General features: G+C 72.6%; 11 protein-coding genes. 6 read left to right on the top strand and 5 right to left on the bottom strand.

Features of this window, described 5'->3' with window-relative positions; all coding sequences use genetic code 11:
* Nucleotides 1-16: 16 nt before the first annotated feature.
* Together ACZ4VI_RS22080 and ACZ4VI_RS22075 are read left to right on the top strand one after the other, a co-directional pair.
* Complete coding sequence (locus tag ACZ4VI_RS22080; protein WP_468001552.1) at nt 17-1795, top strand: phosphatidylglycerol lysyltransferase domain-containing protein; 1779 nt, start codon at nt 17-19, stop codon at nt 1793-1795.
* Nucleotides 1792-2529: a hypothetical protein gene (locus ACZ4VI_RS22075; RefSeq protein WP_468001550.1), complete on the top strand. Its 738-nt coding sequence runs from the start codon at nt 1792-1794 to the stop codon at nt 2527-2529. Before ACZ4VI_RS22080 ends, ACZ4VI_RS22075 begins: the two co-directional genes overlap by 4 nt.
* Here the strand turns inward: ACZ4VI_RS22075 and ACZ4VI_RS22070 are convergent.
* Nucleotides 2442-3236, bottom strand: a complete 795-nt coding sequence (locus ACZ4VI_RS22070; RefSeq protein ID WP_468001548.1) for a hypothetical protein — start codon at nt 3234-3236, stop codon at nt 2442-2444. The genes ACZ4VI_RS22075 and ACZ4VI_RS22070 overlap by 88 nt on opposite strands.
* A 67-nt stretch (nt 3237-3303) precedes the next feature.
* Here ACZ4VI_RS22070 and ACZ4VI_RS22065 point away from each other — a divergent pair, with 67 nt between their 5' ends.
* Nucleotides 3304-4074 carry an adenosylcobinamide-GDP ribazoletransferase gene (locus tag ACZ4VI_RS22065; protein ID WP_468001546.1) on the top strand — a complete coding sequence of 257 codons (771 nt, stop codon included), beginning with the start codon at nt 3304-3306 and terminating at the stop codon, nt 4072-4074.
* Here ACZ4VI_RS22065 and ACZ4VI_RS22060 read toward each other — a convergent pair.
* From ACZ4VI_RS22060 to ACZ4VI_RS22045, 4 genes are read right to left on the bottom strand one after another with little or no spacing between them, the layout of a single operon-like run.
* Complete coding sequence (locus ACZ4VI_RS22060) at nt 4071-4703, bottom strand: spherulation-specific family 4 protein (protein WP_468001544.1); 633 nt, start codon at nt 4701-4703, stop codon at nt 4071-4073. The genes ACZ4VI_RS22065 and ACZ4VI_RS22060 overlap by 4 nt on opposite strands.
* Before the next feature lie 9 nt (nt 4704-4712).
* The gene (locus ACZ4VI_RS22055) at nt 4713-6194 is read right to left on the bottom strand and encodes a hypothetical protein (protein ID WP_468001542.1); all 1482 of its coding nucleotides are present in this window, start codon (nt 6192-6194) and stop codon (nt 4713-4715) included.
* On the bottom strand, nt 6191-7711 hold the full coding sequence (gene pelF, locus ACZ4VI_RS22050) for a GT4 family glycosyltransferase PelF (protein WP_468001540.1): 1521 nt from the start codon (nt 7709-7711) through the stop codon (nt 6191-6193). The genes ACZ4VI_RS22055 and pelF overlap by 4 nt, the downstream gene beginning before the upstream one ends.
* A gap of 31 nt (nt 7712-7742) precedes the next feature.
* Nucleotides 7743-9803 (bottom strand): hypothetical protein, encoded by a 2061-nt coding sequence (locus ACZ4VI_RS22045; protein WP_468001538.1) that lies wholly within the window; start codon nt 9801-9803, stop codon nt 7743-7745.
* A 319-nt stretch (nt 9804-10122) separates the two neighbouring features.
* Between ACZ4VI_RS22045 and ACZ4VI_RS22040 the strand changes: the two genes are divergently transcribed.
* The 3 genes from ACZ4VI_RS22040 to sucB all read left to right on the top strand — a co-directional run bounded on the left by ACZ4VI_RS22040 (nt 10123) and on the right by sucB (nt 15141).
* Nucleotides 10123-11637 carry a leucyl aminopeptidase gene (locus ACZ4VI_RS22040; RefSeq protein WP_468001537.1) on the top strand — a complete coding sequence of 505 codons (1515 nt, stop codon included), beginning with the start codon at nt 10123-10125 and terminating at the stop codon, nt 11635-11637.
* A 290-nt stretch (nt 11638-11927) separates the two neighbouring features.
* Nucleotides 11928-13316 carry a dihydrolipoyl dehydrogenase gene (gene lpdA / locus ACZ4VI_RS22035; RefSeq protein ID WP_468001535.1) on the top strand — a complete coding sequence of 463 codons (1389 nt, stop codon included), beginning with the start codon at nt 11928-11930 and terminating at the stop codon, nt 13314-13316.
* Nucleotides 13317-13377: 61 nt separating this feature from the next.
* Nucleotides 13378-15141 carry a 2-oxoglutarate dehydrogenase, E2 component, dihydrolipoamide succinyltransferase gene (sucB, locus tag ACZ4VI_RS22030; protein ID WP_468001534.1) on the top strand — a complete coding sequence of 588 codons (1764 nt, stop codon included), beginning with the start codon at nt 13378-13380 and terminating at the stop codon, nt 15139-15141.
* Nucleotides 15142-15296 lie beyond the last annotated feature (155 nt).

Raw genomic sequence — 15296 nt, 5'->3', positions numbered from 1 at the left:
CATATGATCGCTTTTCATGGGAGAGGTCCGTTTGTCCACCGTCCGTTCGTCCACCGAAGGAACGCCCCGTGGCACCGTCCGTTCGCGCCGCGGCGCCGCGTTCGCCGTCTGGTACCTGCGCGCCGTCACGTTCATCAACTTCCTGAGCGCCGTCTGGGTCTCGTTCGGCCAGGACCTCCGTCGGCACAACACGGACGACTACTTCACGCCGTACATGCTGACCGCGGGCTTCGCCTCGGGCGTCTTCACCCTCTTCCTGGCGATCACCATGCGGCGCCGCAAGCGCGCCGCGTGGATCCTCAACGTCGTCCTCAGCGGGCTCTTCCTGCTCCTCTTCGCCTTCGCGATGTCCTTCCCGGAGATCCGGCAGCACGCGCAGAACTGGATCTCGCTCGTCCTGACCGCCGCGTTCGTCCTCGCGCTGATCCTCGGCCGCAAGGAGTTCTACGCGAAGGGCGACCGCTCCAACCCGCTGCTCGCCGCCGTCGTGGCCGTCGGCGGCCTCCTGGTCACCTCGCTGCTCGCCGCCGTCCTGGTCACCGTCACCAACACCTCCACCACCGGTACTTCCACCTTCCTGGAGCGCTGGCGGTACGGCGTGATGCGCCTCGTCACCGTGGCCGCCGACGACTCGCGCTTCGACGGGATCGCCACCCCCGGCTGGGTCGACGTCACCATCAACGTGCTGTCCACGCTGCTGATCATCGCCGTGCTGTACGCCGCGTTCCGCTCCCGCCGGGCGGTCGACCCGCTCACCGAGGAGGACGAGGACAAGCTGCGGACGCTGCTCGACAAGCACGGCGACCGCGACTCGCTCGGCTACTTCGCGCTGCGCCGCGAGAAGAGCGTGGTGTGGTCCCCCAGTGAGAAGGCCGCCATCGCCTACCGGGTCGTCGGCGGGGTCTCGCTCGCCTCCGGGGACCCGATCGGCGACCCCGAGGCCTGGCCGGGCGCGATCGAGCCGTGGCTGGCCGAGGCCCGCGAGCACGGCTGGATCCCGGCCGTGATGGGCGCGAGCGAGGAGGCCGGCACCGTCTACGCCCGGCACGGCCTGGACGCCCTGGAGCTGGGCGACGAGGCGATCGTGGAGACGGACGAGTTCACGCTCGACGGCCGGGCCATGCGCACGGTGCGGCAGGCGTACAACCGGGTGAAGCGGGCCGGGTACGAGGTCCGGATCCGGCGCCACGACGACATCCCCGCCGACGAGATGGACGAGCTGCTCCGTAAGGCCGACGACTGGCGGGACGGGGCCACCGAGCGGGGCTTCTCGATGGCGCTCGGCCGGCTCGGCGACCCGCGCGACGGGCAGTGCGTGATGCTGGAGTGCACGGACGAGCAGGGCGACCTGCGGGCGCTGCTCTCCTTCGTCCCCTGGGGCCCCAAGGGGCTCTCGCTGGACCTGATGCGCCGTGACCGGGACTCCGAGAACGGCCTGATGGAGTTCATGGTCATCGAGCTCCTCCAGCGCGCCAAGGAGATCGGGATCACTCAGGTCTCGCTGAACTTCGCCATGTTCCGGTCCGTCTTCGAACGTGGCTCGAAGCTCGGGGCGGGGCCCGTGCTGAGGATGTGGCGATCACTGCTCAGCTTCTTCTCCCGCTGGTGGCAGATCGAGTCGCTGTACCGCGCCAATGCCAAGTACCGACCGATCTGGGAGCCCCGCTTCATGCTCTTCGAGAAGAGCGCCGACCTGCTGCGCATCGGCCTCGCCGCCGGCCGCGCCGAGGGCTTCCTGGAGGCCCCGGGCCTGCCGAAGTGGCTGCACCGCAAGCATCTGGAGGGCCGGCGGTGAGGTCCGCTCTCCAGGGCTTCGCGCGCCGCGAGTGGGGGCCGCTGTACACCGCCGTACGGACCGCGCTCGTCACCCGGCGGTGGCGCGCGATACCGATGACGCTGGCCGCCGTCTGCCTCACGGCGCTCTTCCAGCTGGTGCAGAACCAGGACTGGGGCTACCAGCCGGTCCAGAACATCGGCTCGGTGCGGGCGGAGGACCCGCTGTGGCTCGCCCTCCTGCGCACCCCGCTCTCGCTCTTCGTGCCCGCGCTCGACCTGCCGGTGTGGGGCGCCCTCGCGCAGATCCTGCTGGTGTTCGGCATCGCCGAGATCTGTCTGGGGCGGTGGCGGACCCTCGCCATCGCCTATCTGGCGACGCTGGCCGGAACGCTGTACGCCCGGGTCGGCATCGCGCTCGGCCCGGACAGCCCGCTGGGTCTGCCCGCCGCCGACGCGCAGGTCGTCGACACCGGCCCCTCGGCGGCGGTCGTCGGCCTCGCCGTCTACGTCTGCCGGCGCTACCGGGCCTGGTGGACCGGCACGCTCGTGGTCGTCGCGATGGTGGTGGAGGTGCTGGTCAAGAGCAACCTGGCCGGCAAGGAGCACATCGCGGCGATCGCCGCGGTGCTGGTGCTCGTGGCGGTCACGGCGTGGCGCGAGCGCCGTCAGCCGCCGCCGTCGTCGGACCCATCGGGCCCCGAGCCGGGGGTGCGCCCCGGCACCCGTTCCTGGAAGCCGCCGATCACGTCCTGAAAGCGTCGGCGCACCCGGTCCCAGCGCCGGTCGTGCCGGTAGGTGCGCAGCCGGGACCTCGCGCGGGCCCGGTGGCGTCGGCCGTAGAAGTGCCGGGACCACCAGGAGCCGGGCCGGGCGAGCCGTACCGCTCCGACGAGCGCCACGAACGGCACCAGGGCTCCGATCACCGCCAGCCGGAACTTCCCCTTCACCAGGGTGACCAGGACGAAGAGGAAGTTCACGAGCAGCGTGAGGATGACGGCGGCCCGGTTCTGCCGCTCGTCCGCGGTCAGTTCGTCGACGCCGAACGGCGAGAAGCCGCCGAGGGTCAGCACCACCAGGGCGGCGGTCAGGACGACCACCTCGACGCTCTTGCGCCCCTCGTCGCTCCAGTAGACATCGTCGAGGTGGAGGATCAGTGCGAACTCGTCGAGGACCAGGCCCGCGCCGATCCCGAAGACGGCGGCGAAGACACAGGCGGTGACCCCCACCCGGCCGCTGGCGACGGCGCCGAACCCGCCGACGACGGTGAGGACGACGCCCGGCACGACATGGTGGATGTGAAGTCCGCCGGCGGACTTCACATTGCCGAACGGGCCCTTCCCGGCCCGGATCATCCGCACGATCATCCGCGTGACCAGGAAGGTCACGACGAAGGCGAACAGGGCGATGAGCAGCGGGAGCTTCCCCGGCTCGACGAAGTTGCGGTAGAACCAGTGACCCATGCCACCCGCTTCCGATATGCGCGTGATGCGCAATTTACAACGTCAGGCGCTGCCGTACGCTCCCCGGATGGACGGCCTGCGTTTCGCCTTCGGCACCCTCACCGTGCTCCCCGCCCGCATCACCCGCTGGGACCGGGACGCCGCGCGGGCCGGCATGCTCTGGGCCCCGCTCGCGGGCCTCGTCGTGGGCCTGCTCGCCGCCGCGCTCGGCGGGGTGTTCCTGCTCCTCGGCTCCGGGCCGCTGCTCGCGGCGGTCGCCACGGCGGCGGTCCCTGCGCTGATGACCAGGGGCCTGCACCTGGACGGGCTCGCGGACACGGCCGACGGGCTGGGCAGCGCGAAGCCCGCCGCGGACGCGCTGCGGATCATGAAGCAGTCGGACATCGGCCCGTTCGGTGTGATCGTGCTGCTCTTCGTCCTGTTCGCCCAGGTCGCCGCGTTGTACCGGCTGTACGGGGAGGGCTGGGCGTACGGGACGGTCGGCGCCGTCCTCGCCGCGGCCGTCGCCCGCCTCGCCCTCACCCACGCCTCCCGCGAGGGCATCCCGGCCGCTCGCCCCGAGGGCCTGGGCGCGATGGTCGCCGCCACGGTCCCGGCCCGCGCCGCGTTCCTGGTCACCGCGGGCGTCCTGGCCGGCTGCGCGGTGGCGGGCGCGCTGTTCTCCCCGTACGACGCGCTGCGTCACGTCCTCGCGGCGGGCGCGGGGCTCGGCGCGGCGTCGCTGCTTCTCCGGCGCTGCGTACGGAGGTTCGGCGGGGTGACGGGCGATGTGTTCGGGGCCGTGGAGGAAGTGGCGGGCACGGTGGTGCTGGTGGCGCTGACGCTGGGCGTCAGCTAACCGGACACGTACTGCTCCAGCGCGTGCGGGAGGGTGCCCCAGGGGTGGGCGCCCGTGCCCGGGACCGCGCAGTGGACGCGGGTGGTCGGGCGGGCGTCGTGGGGGGCCGCGTAGACCAGGTGGCAGTAGTGGTCGGCGACCGGCAGGTCGAGGGCGCGGTAGGAGTCCCAGGGGCCCTCGAAGGTGACCAGCAGGTCGGCGAGTTCGGCATAGCCCGGGTCCGGGTGGGCGCCGTGGTTGAGGACCAGGGTGCGGGCTCCGGCGGTGCGGGCGGCGACGCCGAGGCGGCGGACGTGGGCGAGCGCCTCGGGGGTGGTCGGCACCTGGTCGAGGAACGCCCCGTCGGCCCCGTACCAGTCGCGGTGGCGCAGCAGTTCGGCGACGACCTCGCCGTGCGGGCGGCGGCCGTACGCGGTGTCGGTGTAGCCGAGCACGCGGGTCCCGGCGGAGCGGAGCCGCTCGGCGACGGCGGCGAAGGCGGGGTCGGGGGCCGCCCCCGCGCCGTTCGCGGGGTTGAGGACGACGCCGTACAGCGACGGCGCCGCCTCGACCACGGCGTCCCACGCCTCGGGCCGCTCGGCGGGATGCTCATAGAAAGGCACGAGGAGGGAGGGGTTGGAGGGGTTCACGGGCCTTCCTCAGGCACGGTGGGCGGTCGGGCGGACGAGTAGCGCGCAGGTCAGGACGGTGAGCACGGCGGCGGCCGCGGCGGCGACGGCCGGGCCGGAGGTGGGTGTGAGGGTCTGGGCCGCCGCCGCGAGGGTGCACACCGCGGCCGCGCTGCGCACCGCGCCGAAGGCCTGGAGGAGCAGCCCGAGCCAGAGCACGACCCCGACGAGCAGCAGCCCGAGCATCCGTACGCCGTCCAGCGCCTCGGTCCCGGGCCACAGCAGGGTGCCGAGGGTGGCCAGGACGAGCAGCACGGCGAGATAGCCCCCGAGGCAGCGAGCGAGGGTCCCGGCCGCCGCCCGCCGGAACGCCCGGGCGCTGGTGAGCCTCCGCAACCCGGCGAGACTCTCGCTCCGGAACCGGTGCAGCAGCCACTCGGCGGGCCCCATGGACAACGTGACCGCCACCACGGGCCCGGCCCCCGCCCCAAGCACGTCCCCGCCTCCGGCGTACAACACGAGCAACCCGGTACCAAGCCCGAACAGCCCGTACGGGAGGGACGCGACGAGCGGGGGGCCGGGGCGGGAGCCCGAGCCGGGGCGGGGGGCCGGGCGTAGTGCGGTTGATGCCACGGCGAGCGTGGTCGTGAGGGAGAGGGCGAGCAGGGCCAGTCGGAGCGGGAGCGGGGTGTCGTACCAGAAGCCGGGCACTGCGCCGGCGAGCGGCATCAGCGCGCAGAGCAGGGCGCGTTCGCGGCCCAGGACGAGGAGGACGGTCGCGGCGCCCAGGTAGAGGGACTGTCCGGACGCGAACGCCACGACCGGCCACTGGCCGGGGCCTGCGGCCGCGAAGGCGACCGCCGAGCCGGCGAGCGCGCCCGCCGGGGCGCCGAGGGCCAGGGCGCGGGTGGCGGCCCCGCGGTCGCCGAGGCCGAGCCAGGAGTACGCACGGTGGGCCAGGGCCTGGTTCCACACCCACCCGGCCACGGCCCCCGCGAGCAGCGGAGCCGTACCCCGCCCGCCGAGCAGCGGAGCCCCCAGGACGTACCCGAGGCCGGGCAGGGCGAAGACGAGGCCGCGCAGCAGACAGCCGGCCAGCCCGTGGTGCCAGGGCCCGGCGGGCGCGGCCTCCGGCTCGGGGTGGCGGCGCTCCACGCGCGCGTAGAGGTCCTCGGCGAGGGCGAAGGAGTCGGCCCGCCCGTAGGTGAGGCGGATGTGGTCGTCGGTCATCCCGTCGGACTCGAGGATCGCGGCTATCTCGTCCGGGTGCACGGCGTCGGCGGCCAACGCGTGCAGCCGATCGGCGAGTTCGTCGAGGGGGTCCGGGGCACACGTGGTGCAGGCGCCTGCCTCGGTCGGCGCCCCCTCAGGCCCGGGCCTTCCGGGTTCGGCGGACGGCGAGCCCCGCCCGCCGCGCACGGCACACAGCGAAACGCCGTGCACGCGCGGGCGTGGGATCACCGGCAGGGTGTCGCGCATCGTGCCGTTCTTCAGCCAGAGCGAGCCGCTCATGAAAGGGAGCCTCCGCCGACGAGGTCCTGGCGCCAGGGGTCGGTGAGGAGCACCGTCCAGTCCGTCGTTTCGGCGGGCACCGTGCCGACGGGATCGCCGGCCAGCTCGCCGTAGATCCGGCGGAAGCCGTCCACGGAGCGGTGCAGGGTGAACCGGTCCACGACCCGCTGCCGGGCCATACGCCCCAGTTCGGCCCGGCGCTCCCCGTCGCGCAGCAGCTCGGTGACGGCCGCGGCCATCACCGCGGGTTCGCGCGGCGGGACGACGAGCCCGGTGTCGCCGACGGCCTCCCGTACCCCACCCACATCCGTGGAGACCGTGGCCCGGCCACACGACATCGCCTCGATCAGGGAGAAGGGGAACCCCTCGCTGATGGAGGACAGCACCACCACGCTCCCCGCCGCATAGGCGCCGGCCACATCCGAGACCCGGCCCTCGAAGGTGACGCCGTCGGTGACGCCCAGCTCGGCGGCGAGTTTCTCCAGGCCGGTCCGGTAGTCCTCGTTGCCCGCCGGGACCGGGCCGAACAACCGCAGCCGCAGCTCGGGGAGTTCGGCGCGGACGATGGCGTACGCCCTGATCAGCGTCTCCAGGTCCTTGATCGGGTCGACACGGCCGCACCAGCTGAGCGTGGGGACCTCCGGCTCGGGGCCCGCCCAGGGGAACGCGGCCGGGTCGACGCCGTTGTAGACGGTCCGGATGCGGTCGGCGGGGGCGCCGCCGCGCTCCTCCCAGCGCCGGTTGTACTGGTTGCAGGGGGTGATGAGGTCGGCCCTGCGATAGCCGAGGGTGTTGAGCTCCCGGTAGAAGCCGAGCATCAGGGCCTTGACGGGCCGACGCTGGGCCTCGGTGCGGTAGCCGAGGTAGCGCTCGCGCAGATAGATGCCGTGTTCGGTGAGCAGGAAGGGCACTCCTTCGAAGTGCTGGGCGGCGAGCGCCGGCAGGGTCGCGAGTCCGCTGGAGACCGCGTGCGCGACGCAGTCGTCGGGTATCCGTGCGGCGAGCGGGCGCAGCGCGTGTTCGAGGAGGTCGGTGGCGGTGAGGGCGTCGTGGACGGTGGGCCGGGCCGGGACCGTCGGCAGATGCGGCATGGTCCAGATCCACATCAGGGAGCGCAGCACGGACTCGGAGCGCAGGGCCGCGGTGAGCCCGCCGCGCCGGGCGAGTTCGGCCAGGGCGTAGAGGCCCTCGCCGAAGTCGCAGCCGGCGTCGGGGTCGAGGATCGAGAGCAGGAAGCGCTCGTACGTGTCGATGAAGCGGCGGCGCTCACGCCCGCGAGGGGCACGGCCCCGCTCCGGGGTGGCGCCCCAGAGCGGGAACGCGGTGTGGCGGTACACGTTGGGCGGAAGCTCCCAGGTCACGGGCTCACGCCCGCTGCCGGTGAGCGCGAGGACGGCGAAGTCGACCTCGGGCATGCCCCGGACGAGCTGGTCGCACCAGGTGCTCACTCCCCCGTGGACGTGCGGATAGGTGCCTTCGGTGAGCATGGTGACGTGACGACGGCCACTGCTCGGCATGGGTGCCTCTCCCCCAGAAGTGACGTGCTGGTCAGGCGGTCGGGAGCTTGAGGGTGATCGCGGACTGCAGCGCCTCCGGGGCCGTCCAGGCCGAGCGGGCTCCCGCGTAGGGCGTCCCGAACACCGCCGTACCGAGCAGGAGTTGCTTGCGCGTCCCCTCGGGGGCGGTGACGGGGGCGGTCACCCCGGCGGGCGCCTTCACGGTGACCGTGGCGCCGACGCGGTACGCGGTGACCTGGCCGGCCGCGAGCGCCCGGTCCCAGGCGGTACGGCGGTCCAGCTCGATGCCGACGTCGCGCTGACGCGGGTTCACCAGTGGGGTGCTGTCGGCGAAGAGGCCCCGGTAGTCGGCGAGGACCCGGTCGAGGACGGGGTAGAGAATGCGGTCCTCGGCCAGGTTGGACTGGTGGACGTAGTGCGGGCGCGGGTCGTTCGCCACCACGTGGGAGAGGGCGGTGCGGGCCTCCTGCGGGACGATGTGGGTGGCGTAGCCGGTGGCCGTGTCGAGCGGGGCGGGCAGGCAGGTGGAGGCCGGGTTCGACTCGCAGATCCCGCTTCCGCCGTCGGCGCGCGAGGTGTAGATCCAGTTGTACTCGTCGGCCATCTCGGCGGCCGTGCCCACGTTGTAGTACACGTTCATGGGGTGGCGCGGGACGGTCTTCGCGGCGCCTGTCGCGGTTCCGAGGGCACGCTGCTGGGGCTCGCGCGAGTTGTCGCTCGCGGTCCACTTCACGCCGTTGTCGGAGAGCGCGCCGTCCAGGTTCGGGTTGTCGACGGGCTGCTGCGGCAGGGTCTTCAGACCGGAGTGCTCGCCGGTGACGAGTTCGGCGCGGTCGACGGAGAGGCCCTTGCGGACGGCCCAGTCGTGGTTGTCGCGGATCTGGGCGGCGATCTCGGCGCGGCTCATCCACAGGGTGGCCCCGGCGGCGTTCTTCGCGCACTGCCAGGGGACGGTGGTCGTGTCCTGGACGCAGCCGAGGAAGGGGTGCGTGTAGGTGTGGTTGATCCAGCGGTACTGGGCGCGGTCGGCGAGGAGCCGCGCGGCGAGCGGGTCGGTGCCCCCGTGCTCGGTCCTCCACTGCTCGCCCTGGCCGCCGTTGTAGACCATGTCGAGGGTGAAGCCGGCGGACTTCTGCCAGGCGGCGGCGTACGCGGCGTCGTCGGCGGTCATCCGGACCGGGTTCTCGGCCGCCCCGCTGTCGCCGCCGGGGCAGTCGAAGTCGCCGGGGGTGCAGTCGCGTTCGGTGTCCCAGCGGGCGTCAGGGGCGAAGACGTCGTCGACGTGGACGGAGAAGTAGTTCCGGCTCTGACCGAGGTGGACGCCCTGGGTGAGCCATTCGACGATGCCGCGGGCGAGCGCCCGGAACTGTCGCTGGTGCTGGTTGTACGCGAAGGTGACGACGAGCTCGCGCCGCCCGTCGTGGGCGTACTCGCCGATCAGACTGGCCCGGCCGCCGCCCTGGACGGGGAGGTCGAGATAGCTGGTGAAGCCCTCGCGGGGGCGGCCCGCGTAGCCGTAGCTCTCGGAGATCGAGGGGTCGTTGTCCTCGAAGGCCACCGGCCCGTCGAGGTAGCGGAAGGGACCGGCCTTGCCGACGGCGGTCACGGAGGCGGTGGCCCCGTCCAGGGGCCCGGAGAAGCCGCCCTCGCTGGTGTAGTCGAGGCCGACCCCGGGGTGGGACCAGGTGTACGCGTCGACCTGCGGGATGCGGTAGGTCCTCTCGTACGCGCTCAGGGCAGCCTGCTCGGCGGAGTCGGGTCCGAAGGCGGACTCGTGGGGCACGACGACGCCCTGGTACTTGGCCCGGGGGCGCCCGGAGACCGTGTCGCCGAGGAAGGCGGCGTCGATGACCGGGCGGCCCGAATCGGCCAGATCGATCCGGCGGTACGGGACGCCGGTGGAGCGCAGCTCGGCGGTGATCGCCGCCACGGCGCTGCCGCCGTCGTCGATCACCAGGACGGTGAGGTCGACGCGCGGCACCGTCTCGGCGGCGCTCGCGCCGGCGGACGGGACGACGGTGGCGAGGAGCGCGGCGGCGCACAGGGCGGCGGTCCTGACCGTTCTGGGCAGGCGGGATCCGGCAGAGTCCATCGGGTGGTGTCCCCCCTCGACAGGCCTCGCCGGACACGGAGGAGCCGGGCACGGAGGACCTGTGGAGATGATGCGGATGATGCAAAGGGGCGGGTGCCGCCCTTGCGCGAATGAGGCGAGTGTGGACGAGCGCCCGGGCCCCGTGCGGTAAACATGAAAGAGACACCACGGATGAGTGAATCACCGTCGCCGTGAGCGAACACGAAGAGCGAGCGTAGGCTCGTTCTCTGCGCTCCTCGGGCCGAAATACGATGCGGCGGGCACGGTCGGCCCAACCCTCGACCGCCACAGAACTCAATGGAAGCGAGATTTCACCACCGTGACTGCTCTCACTCTCAGCACAGCCGGCGCCGCGACGCTGCGCGCGGACGCCCTCGTCGTCGGTGTCGCGAAGTCCGGCAAGGGCCTGGTCGTCGCCCCCGGCGCCGAGGCCGTGGACAAGGCGTTCGACGGCCGGCTCGCCGCCGTTCTGGAGACCCTGGGTGCCGCGGGTGCCGAGGGTGAGGCGACCAAGCTCCCCGCCCCCGCCGGTCTGAAGACCCCCGTCGTGCTCGCCGTCGGCCTGGGCTCCGCCCCCGAGGACGGCGAGGCGTACAAGGCAGAGGCCCTGCGCCGTGCCGCCGGTACCGCCGCCCGCACCCTGAACGGCTCGAAGAAGGCCGCGTTCGCGCTGCCGGTCACCGCACCCGAGGACGCCGAGGCGATCGCGGAGGGCGCGCTGCTCGGCGCGTACGCCTACACCGAGTACCAGGACAGTACGAACGGCAAGGGCGCGAAGAAGCCGCTGGCCGAGGTGGCCCTGCTCGGCGCCAAGCCGCGCGACAAGGCCTACAAGGCCGCCGCGGAGCGCGCGCTCGCGCTCACCGAGGAGATCAACCGCGCCCGCGACCTGATCAACATGCCGCCGAACGACCTCTACCCCGAGACGTTCGCCGGCATCGTCACCGCCGCCGGCAAGGAGCACGGCCTCAAGGTGCAGGTGCTCGACGAGAAGGCGCTCGCCAAGGGCGGCTTCGGCGGCATCCTCGGCGTCGGCAACGGCGCGGTGCGCGGCCCGCGCCTGGTCCGCGTCGCCTACACCCACCCGAAGGCGGAGAAGACCCTCGCCCTGGTCGGCAAGGGCATCACCTACGACTCGGGCGGCATCTCCCTGAAGCCGGCCGGCCACAACGAGACGATGAAGTGCGACATGAGCGGCGCGGCCGCCGTGTTCGCCGCGGTGGTCGCCGCCGCCCGCCTCGGCCTGGCCGTCAACGTCACCGGCTGGCTGGCCCTGGCCGAGAACATGCCGTCGGGCTCCGCCACCCGCCCCGGCGACGTGCTGCGCATGTACAGCGGCAAGACCGTCGAGGTCCTGAACACCGACGCCGAGGGCCGGCTGGTCCTGGCCGACGCGCTGACCCGGGCCTCGGAGGAGAACCCGGACGCGATCGTCGACGTGGCGACCCTGACCGGCGCGATGGTGCTGGCCCTGGGCCACCGGACCTTCGGCATCATGGCCAACGACGACGACTACCGCACCGCGATCCACGAGATCGCCGAGCAGGTCGGCGAGCAGTCCTGGCCGATGCCGCTCCCGGCGGACCTGCGCAAGGGCATGGAGTCGCCGACCGCGGACATCGCGAACATGGGCGAGCGGATGGGCGGCGGCCTGGTCGCCGGTCTCTTCCTCCAGGAGTTCGTGGGCGAGGGCATCACCTGGGCCCACCTCGACATCGCGGGCCCGGCCTTCCACGAGGGCGCGCCGTTCGGCTACACCCCGAAGGGCGGCACGGGATCCGCGGTCCGCACGCTGGTGAAGCTGGCGGAGCGGACGGCGGACGGCGAGCTCTGACCGTCGGTGATCCGTCGGTGATCCGTGTACGGCCCCGGGACCCGGTTCCGGGGCCGTACGCGTTCACCCGCAACGAAATCCGTACGTTCGTACACCCGGATTACCGGTGCGTACGGACGATCAACCGGTCTCACTGGGCGGCCCCGCGTCCCGCCTTCCGGCAACAAGTGCGAAGATGGGTTCTCGGCAGGACAGGGCCCCCACCACAGGGCCGAATATAAAGCGGCCGAACACCAGCCGCCGCCCGGTCATCGGACCGGCGACCGGCGCACATGCATGGAGGACGTGACGTGGCGAACGACGCCAGCACCGTTTTCGACCTAGTGATCCTCGGCGGCGGTAGCGGCGGTTACGCCGCGGCGCTGCGCGGAGCGCAGCTGGGCCTGGACGTCGCACTGATCGAGAAGAACAAGCTCGGCGGCACCTGCCTGCACAACGGATGCATCCCCACCAAGGCCCTGCTCCACGCCGGCGAGGTCGCGGACCAGGCCCGTGAGGCGGAGCAGTTCGGTGTCAAGGCCTCCTTCGAGGGCATCGACATCAAGGCCGTGCACAAGTACAAGGACGATGTGATCTCGGGCCTCTACAAGGGTCTGCAGGGTCTCGTCGCCTCCCGCAAGGTCACGTACATCGAGGGCCACGGCCGCCTCTCCTCCCCGACCTCCGTCGACGTGGACGGCCGCCGCGTCGAGGGCCGTCACGTCCTCCTCGCCACCGGCTCCGTACCGAAGTCACTGCCGGGCCTGGAGATCGACGGCAACCGGATCATCTCCTCGGACCACGCGCTGACCCTGGACCGTGTCCCGGAGTCCGCGATCATCCTCGGCGGCGGTGTCATCGGCGTCGAGTTCGCGTCCGCGTGGAAGTCCTTCGGCACCGACGTGACGGTCATCGAGGGCCTGAAGCACCTGGTCCCGGTCGAGGACGAGAACAGCTCCAAGCTTCTTGAGCGCGCCTTCCGCAAGCGCGGCATCAAGTTCAACCTCGGCACCTTCTTCCAGTCCGCCGAGTACACCGAGAGCGGTGTCAAGGTCACCCTGGCCGACGGCAAGACCTTCGAGGCGGAGGTCCTGCTCGTCGCCATCGGCCGCGGCCCGGTCTCGTCCGGTCTCGGCTACGAGGAGCAGGGTGTCGCGATGGACCGCGGCTACGTCCTCGTCGACGAGTACATGCGGACCAACGTGCCCACGATCTCGGCGGTCGGTGACCTCGTCCCGACGCTCCAGCTCGCGCACGTCGGCTTCGCCGAGGGCATCCTGGTCGCGGAGCGGCTGGCCGGTCTGAAGACCGTCCCGATCGACTACGACGGCGTGCCGCGGGTGACGTACTGCCACCCCGAGGTCGCCTCCGTCGGCATCACCGAGGCCAAGGCCAAGGAGATCTACGGCGCGGACAAGGTCGTCGCCCTGAAGTACAACCTCGCGGGCAACGGCAAGAGCAAGATCCTCAAGACCGCGGGCGAGATCAAGCTCGTCCAGGTCAAGGACGGTGCCGTGGTCGGCGTCCACATGGTCGGTGACCGCATGGGCGAGCAGGTCGGCGAAGCGCAGCTGATCTACAACTGGGAGGCGCTGCCGGCCGAGGTCGCGCAGCTCATCCACGCCCACCCGACGCAGAACGAGGCGCTCGGCGAGGCGCACCTGGCGCTGGCCGGGAAGCCTCTGCACTCCCACGACTGACGCTCACGTCATCACGGGCGCGACGACCACTTTCCGCAATTCGTTAGGAGCAACTGAAACCATGTCGGTTTCCGTAACCCTGCCGGCGCTCGGCGAGAGCGTCACCGAGGGCACCGTCACCCGCTGGCTCAAGGCCGAGGGTGAGCGTGTCGAGGCCGACGAGCCGCTGCTCGAGGTCTCGACCGACAAGGTCGACACCGAGATCCCCGCCCCCGCCTCGGGCATCCTCTCCTCCATCAAGGTCGCCGAGGACGAGACCGTCGAGGTCGGCGCCGAGCTGGCGATCATCGACGACGGCACGGGCGCCCCGGCGGCTGCCCCGGCGCCGGCCGCCGAGGCCGCTCCGGCTCCGGCTGCCGCCGCTCCGGCCCCCGCCGCCGCTGCCCCGGCCGCTCCGGCTCCGGCCCCCGCCGCCGCTCCGGCCGCCGCCCCGGCCGGTGGCGCCACCGGTACGGACGTCGTCCTGCCGGCGCTCGGCGAGTCCGTCACCGAGGGCACCGTCACCCGCTGGCTGAAGTCGGTCGGCGAGACCGTCGAGGCCGACGAGCCGCTGCTCGAGGTCTCCACGGACAAGGTCGACACCGAGATCCCGGCCCCGGCTTCGGGTGTCCTCCTGGAGATCGTCGTCGCCGAGGACGAGACCGCCGAGGTCGGCGCCAAGCTGGCCGTCATCGGCGCCCCGGGTGCCGCTCCGGCCGCCGCCCCGGCTCCGGCTGCCCCGGCTCCGGCCCCCGCCGCCCCGGCTCCGGCTCCGGTCGCCGCCCCGGCCGCTCCGGCTCCGGCTGCTCCGGTCGCCGCCCCGGCGCCTGCCGCCCCTGCCGCCCCGGCTCCGGCCCCCGTGGCCGCTCCGGCCCCGGTCGCGCCCGCCGCTCCGGCCGTCTCCCCGGCCGCCCCGGAGGACGAGGGCGCGTACGTCACCCCGCTGGTCCGCAAGCTCGCCTCCGAGCACGGCGTCGCCCTGGCGTCCGTCAAGGGCACCGGCGTCGGCGGCCGTATCCGCAAGCAGGACGTCCTCGCGGCCGCCGAGGCCAAGAAGGCCGCCCCGGCCCCCGCCGCTGCCGCTCCGGCTGCCGCCGCGAAGGCCCCGGCCCTGGAGGTCTCCCCGCTGCGCGGTCAGACCGTCAAGATGACCCGCATGCGCAAGGTCATCGGCGAGAACATGATGAAGGCGCTGCACGGCCAGGCGCAGCTGTCCTCGGTCGTCGAGGTCGACATCACCAAGCTGATGAAGCTGCGCGGCCAGGCGAAGGACTCCTTCGCCGCCCGCGAGGGCGTCAAGCTCTCCCCGATGCCGTTCTTCGTCAAGGCGGCGGCCCAGGCGCTGAAGGCCCACCCGGTCATCAACGCCCGGATCAACGAGGACGAGGGCACCATCACGTACTTCGACTCGGAGAACATCGGCATCGCCGTGGACTCCGAGAAGGGTCTGATGACGCCGGTCATCAAGGGTGCGGGCGACCTGAACATCGCCGGTATCGCGAAGGCCACGGCCGAGCTGGCCGGCAAGGTCCGCGGCAACAAGATCACCCCGGACGAGCTGGCCGGTGCGACCTTCACCATCAGCAACACCGGTTCGCGCGGTGCGCTGTTCGACACGATCATCGTGCCGCCGAACCAGGTCGCCATCCTGGGCATCGGCGCCACCGTCAAGCGCCCGGCCGTCATCGAGACCGCGGAGGGCACCGTCATCGGCGTCCGCGACATGACGTACCTGACGCTGTCCTACGACCACCGCTTGGTGGACGGCGCCGACGCGGCCCGTTACCTGACGGCCGTCAAGGAGATCCTTGAGGCCGGCGAGTTCGAGGTCGAGCTCGGCCTGTAAGGCACGTGGGCTTGGCAACGTAACAAGCCTCACCTGCGGCGGGGGGGGGGGGGGGGGGGGGGGGGGGGGGGGGGGGGGGTGGGGGGGGGGGGGGGGGGGGCCCCCCCCCCCGGGAGGGGGGGGACGGGGAGGGGGTCGCCCTATCGGTCCCGTCC

Source organism: Streptomyces sp. NPDC029169, from assembly GCF_055563935.1.
The sequence above is the reverse complement of the archived record's forward strand: the minus strand, read 5'-3'. Positions and strand labels throughout refer to the sequence as shown.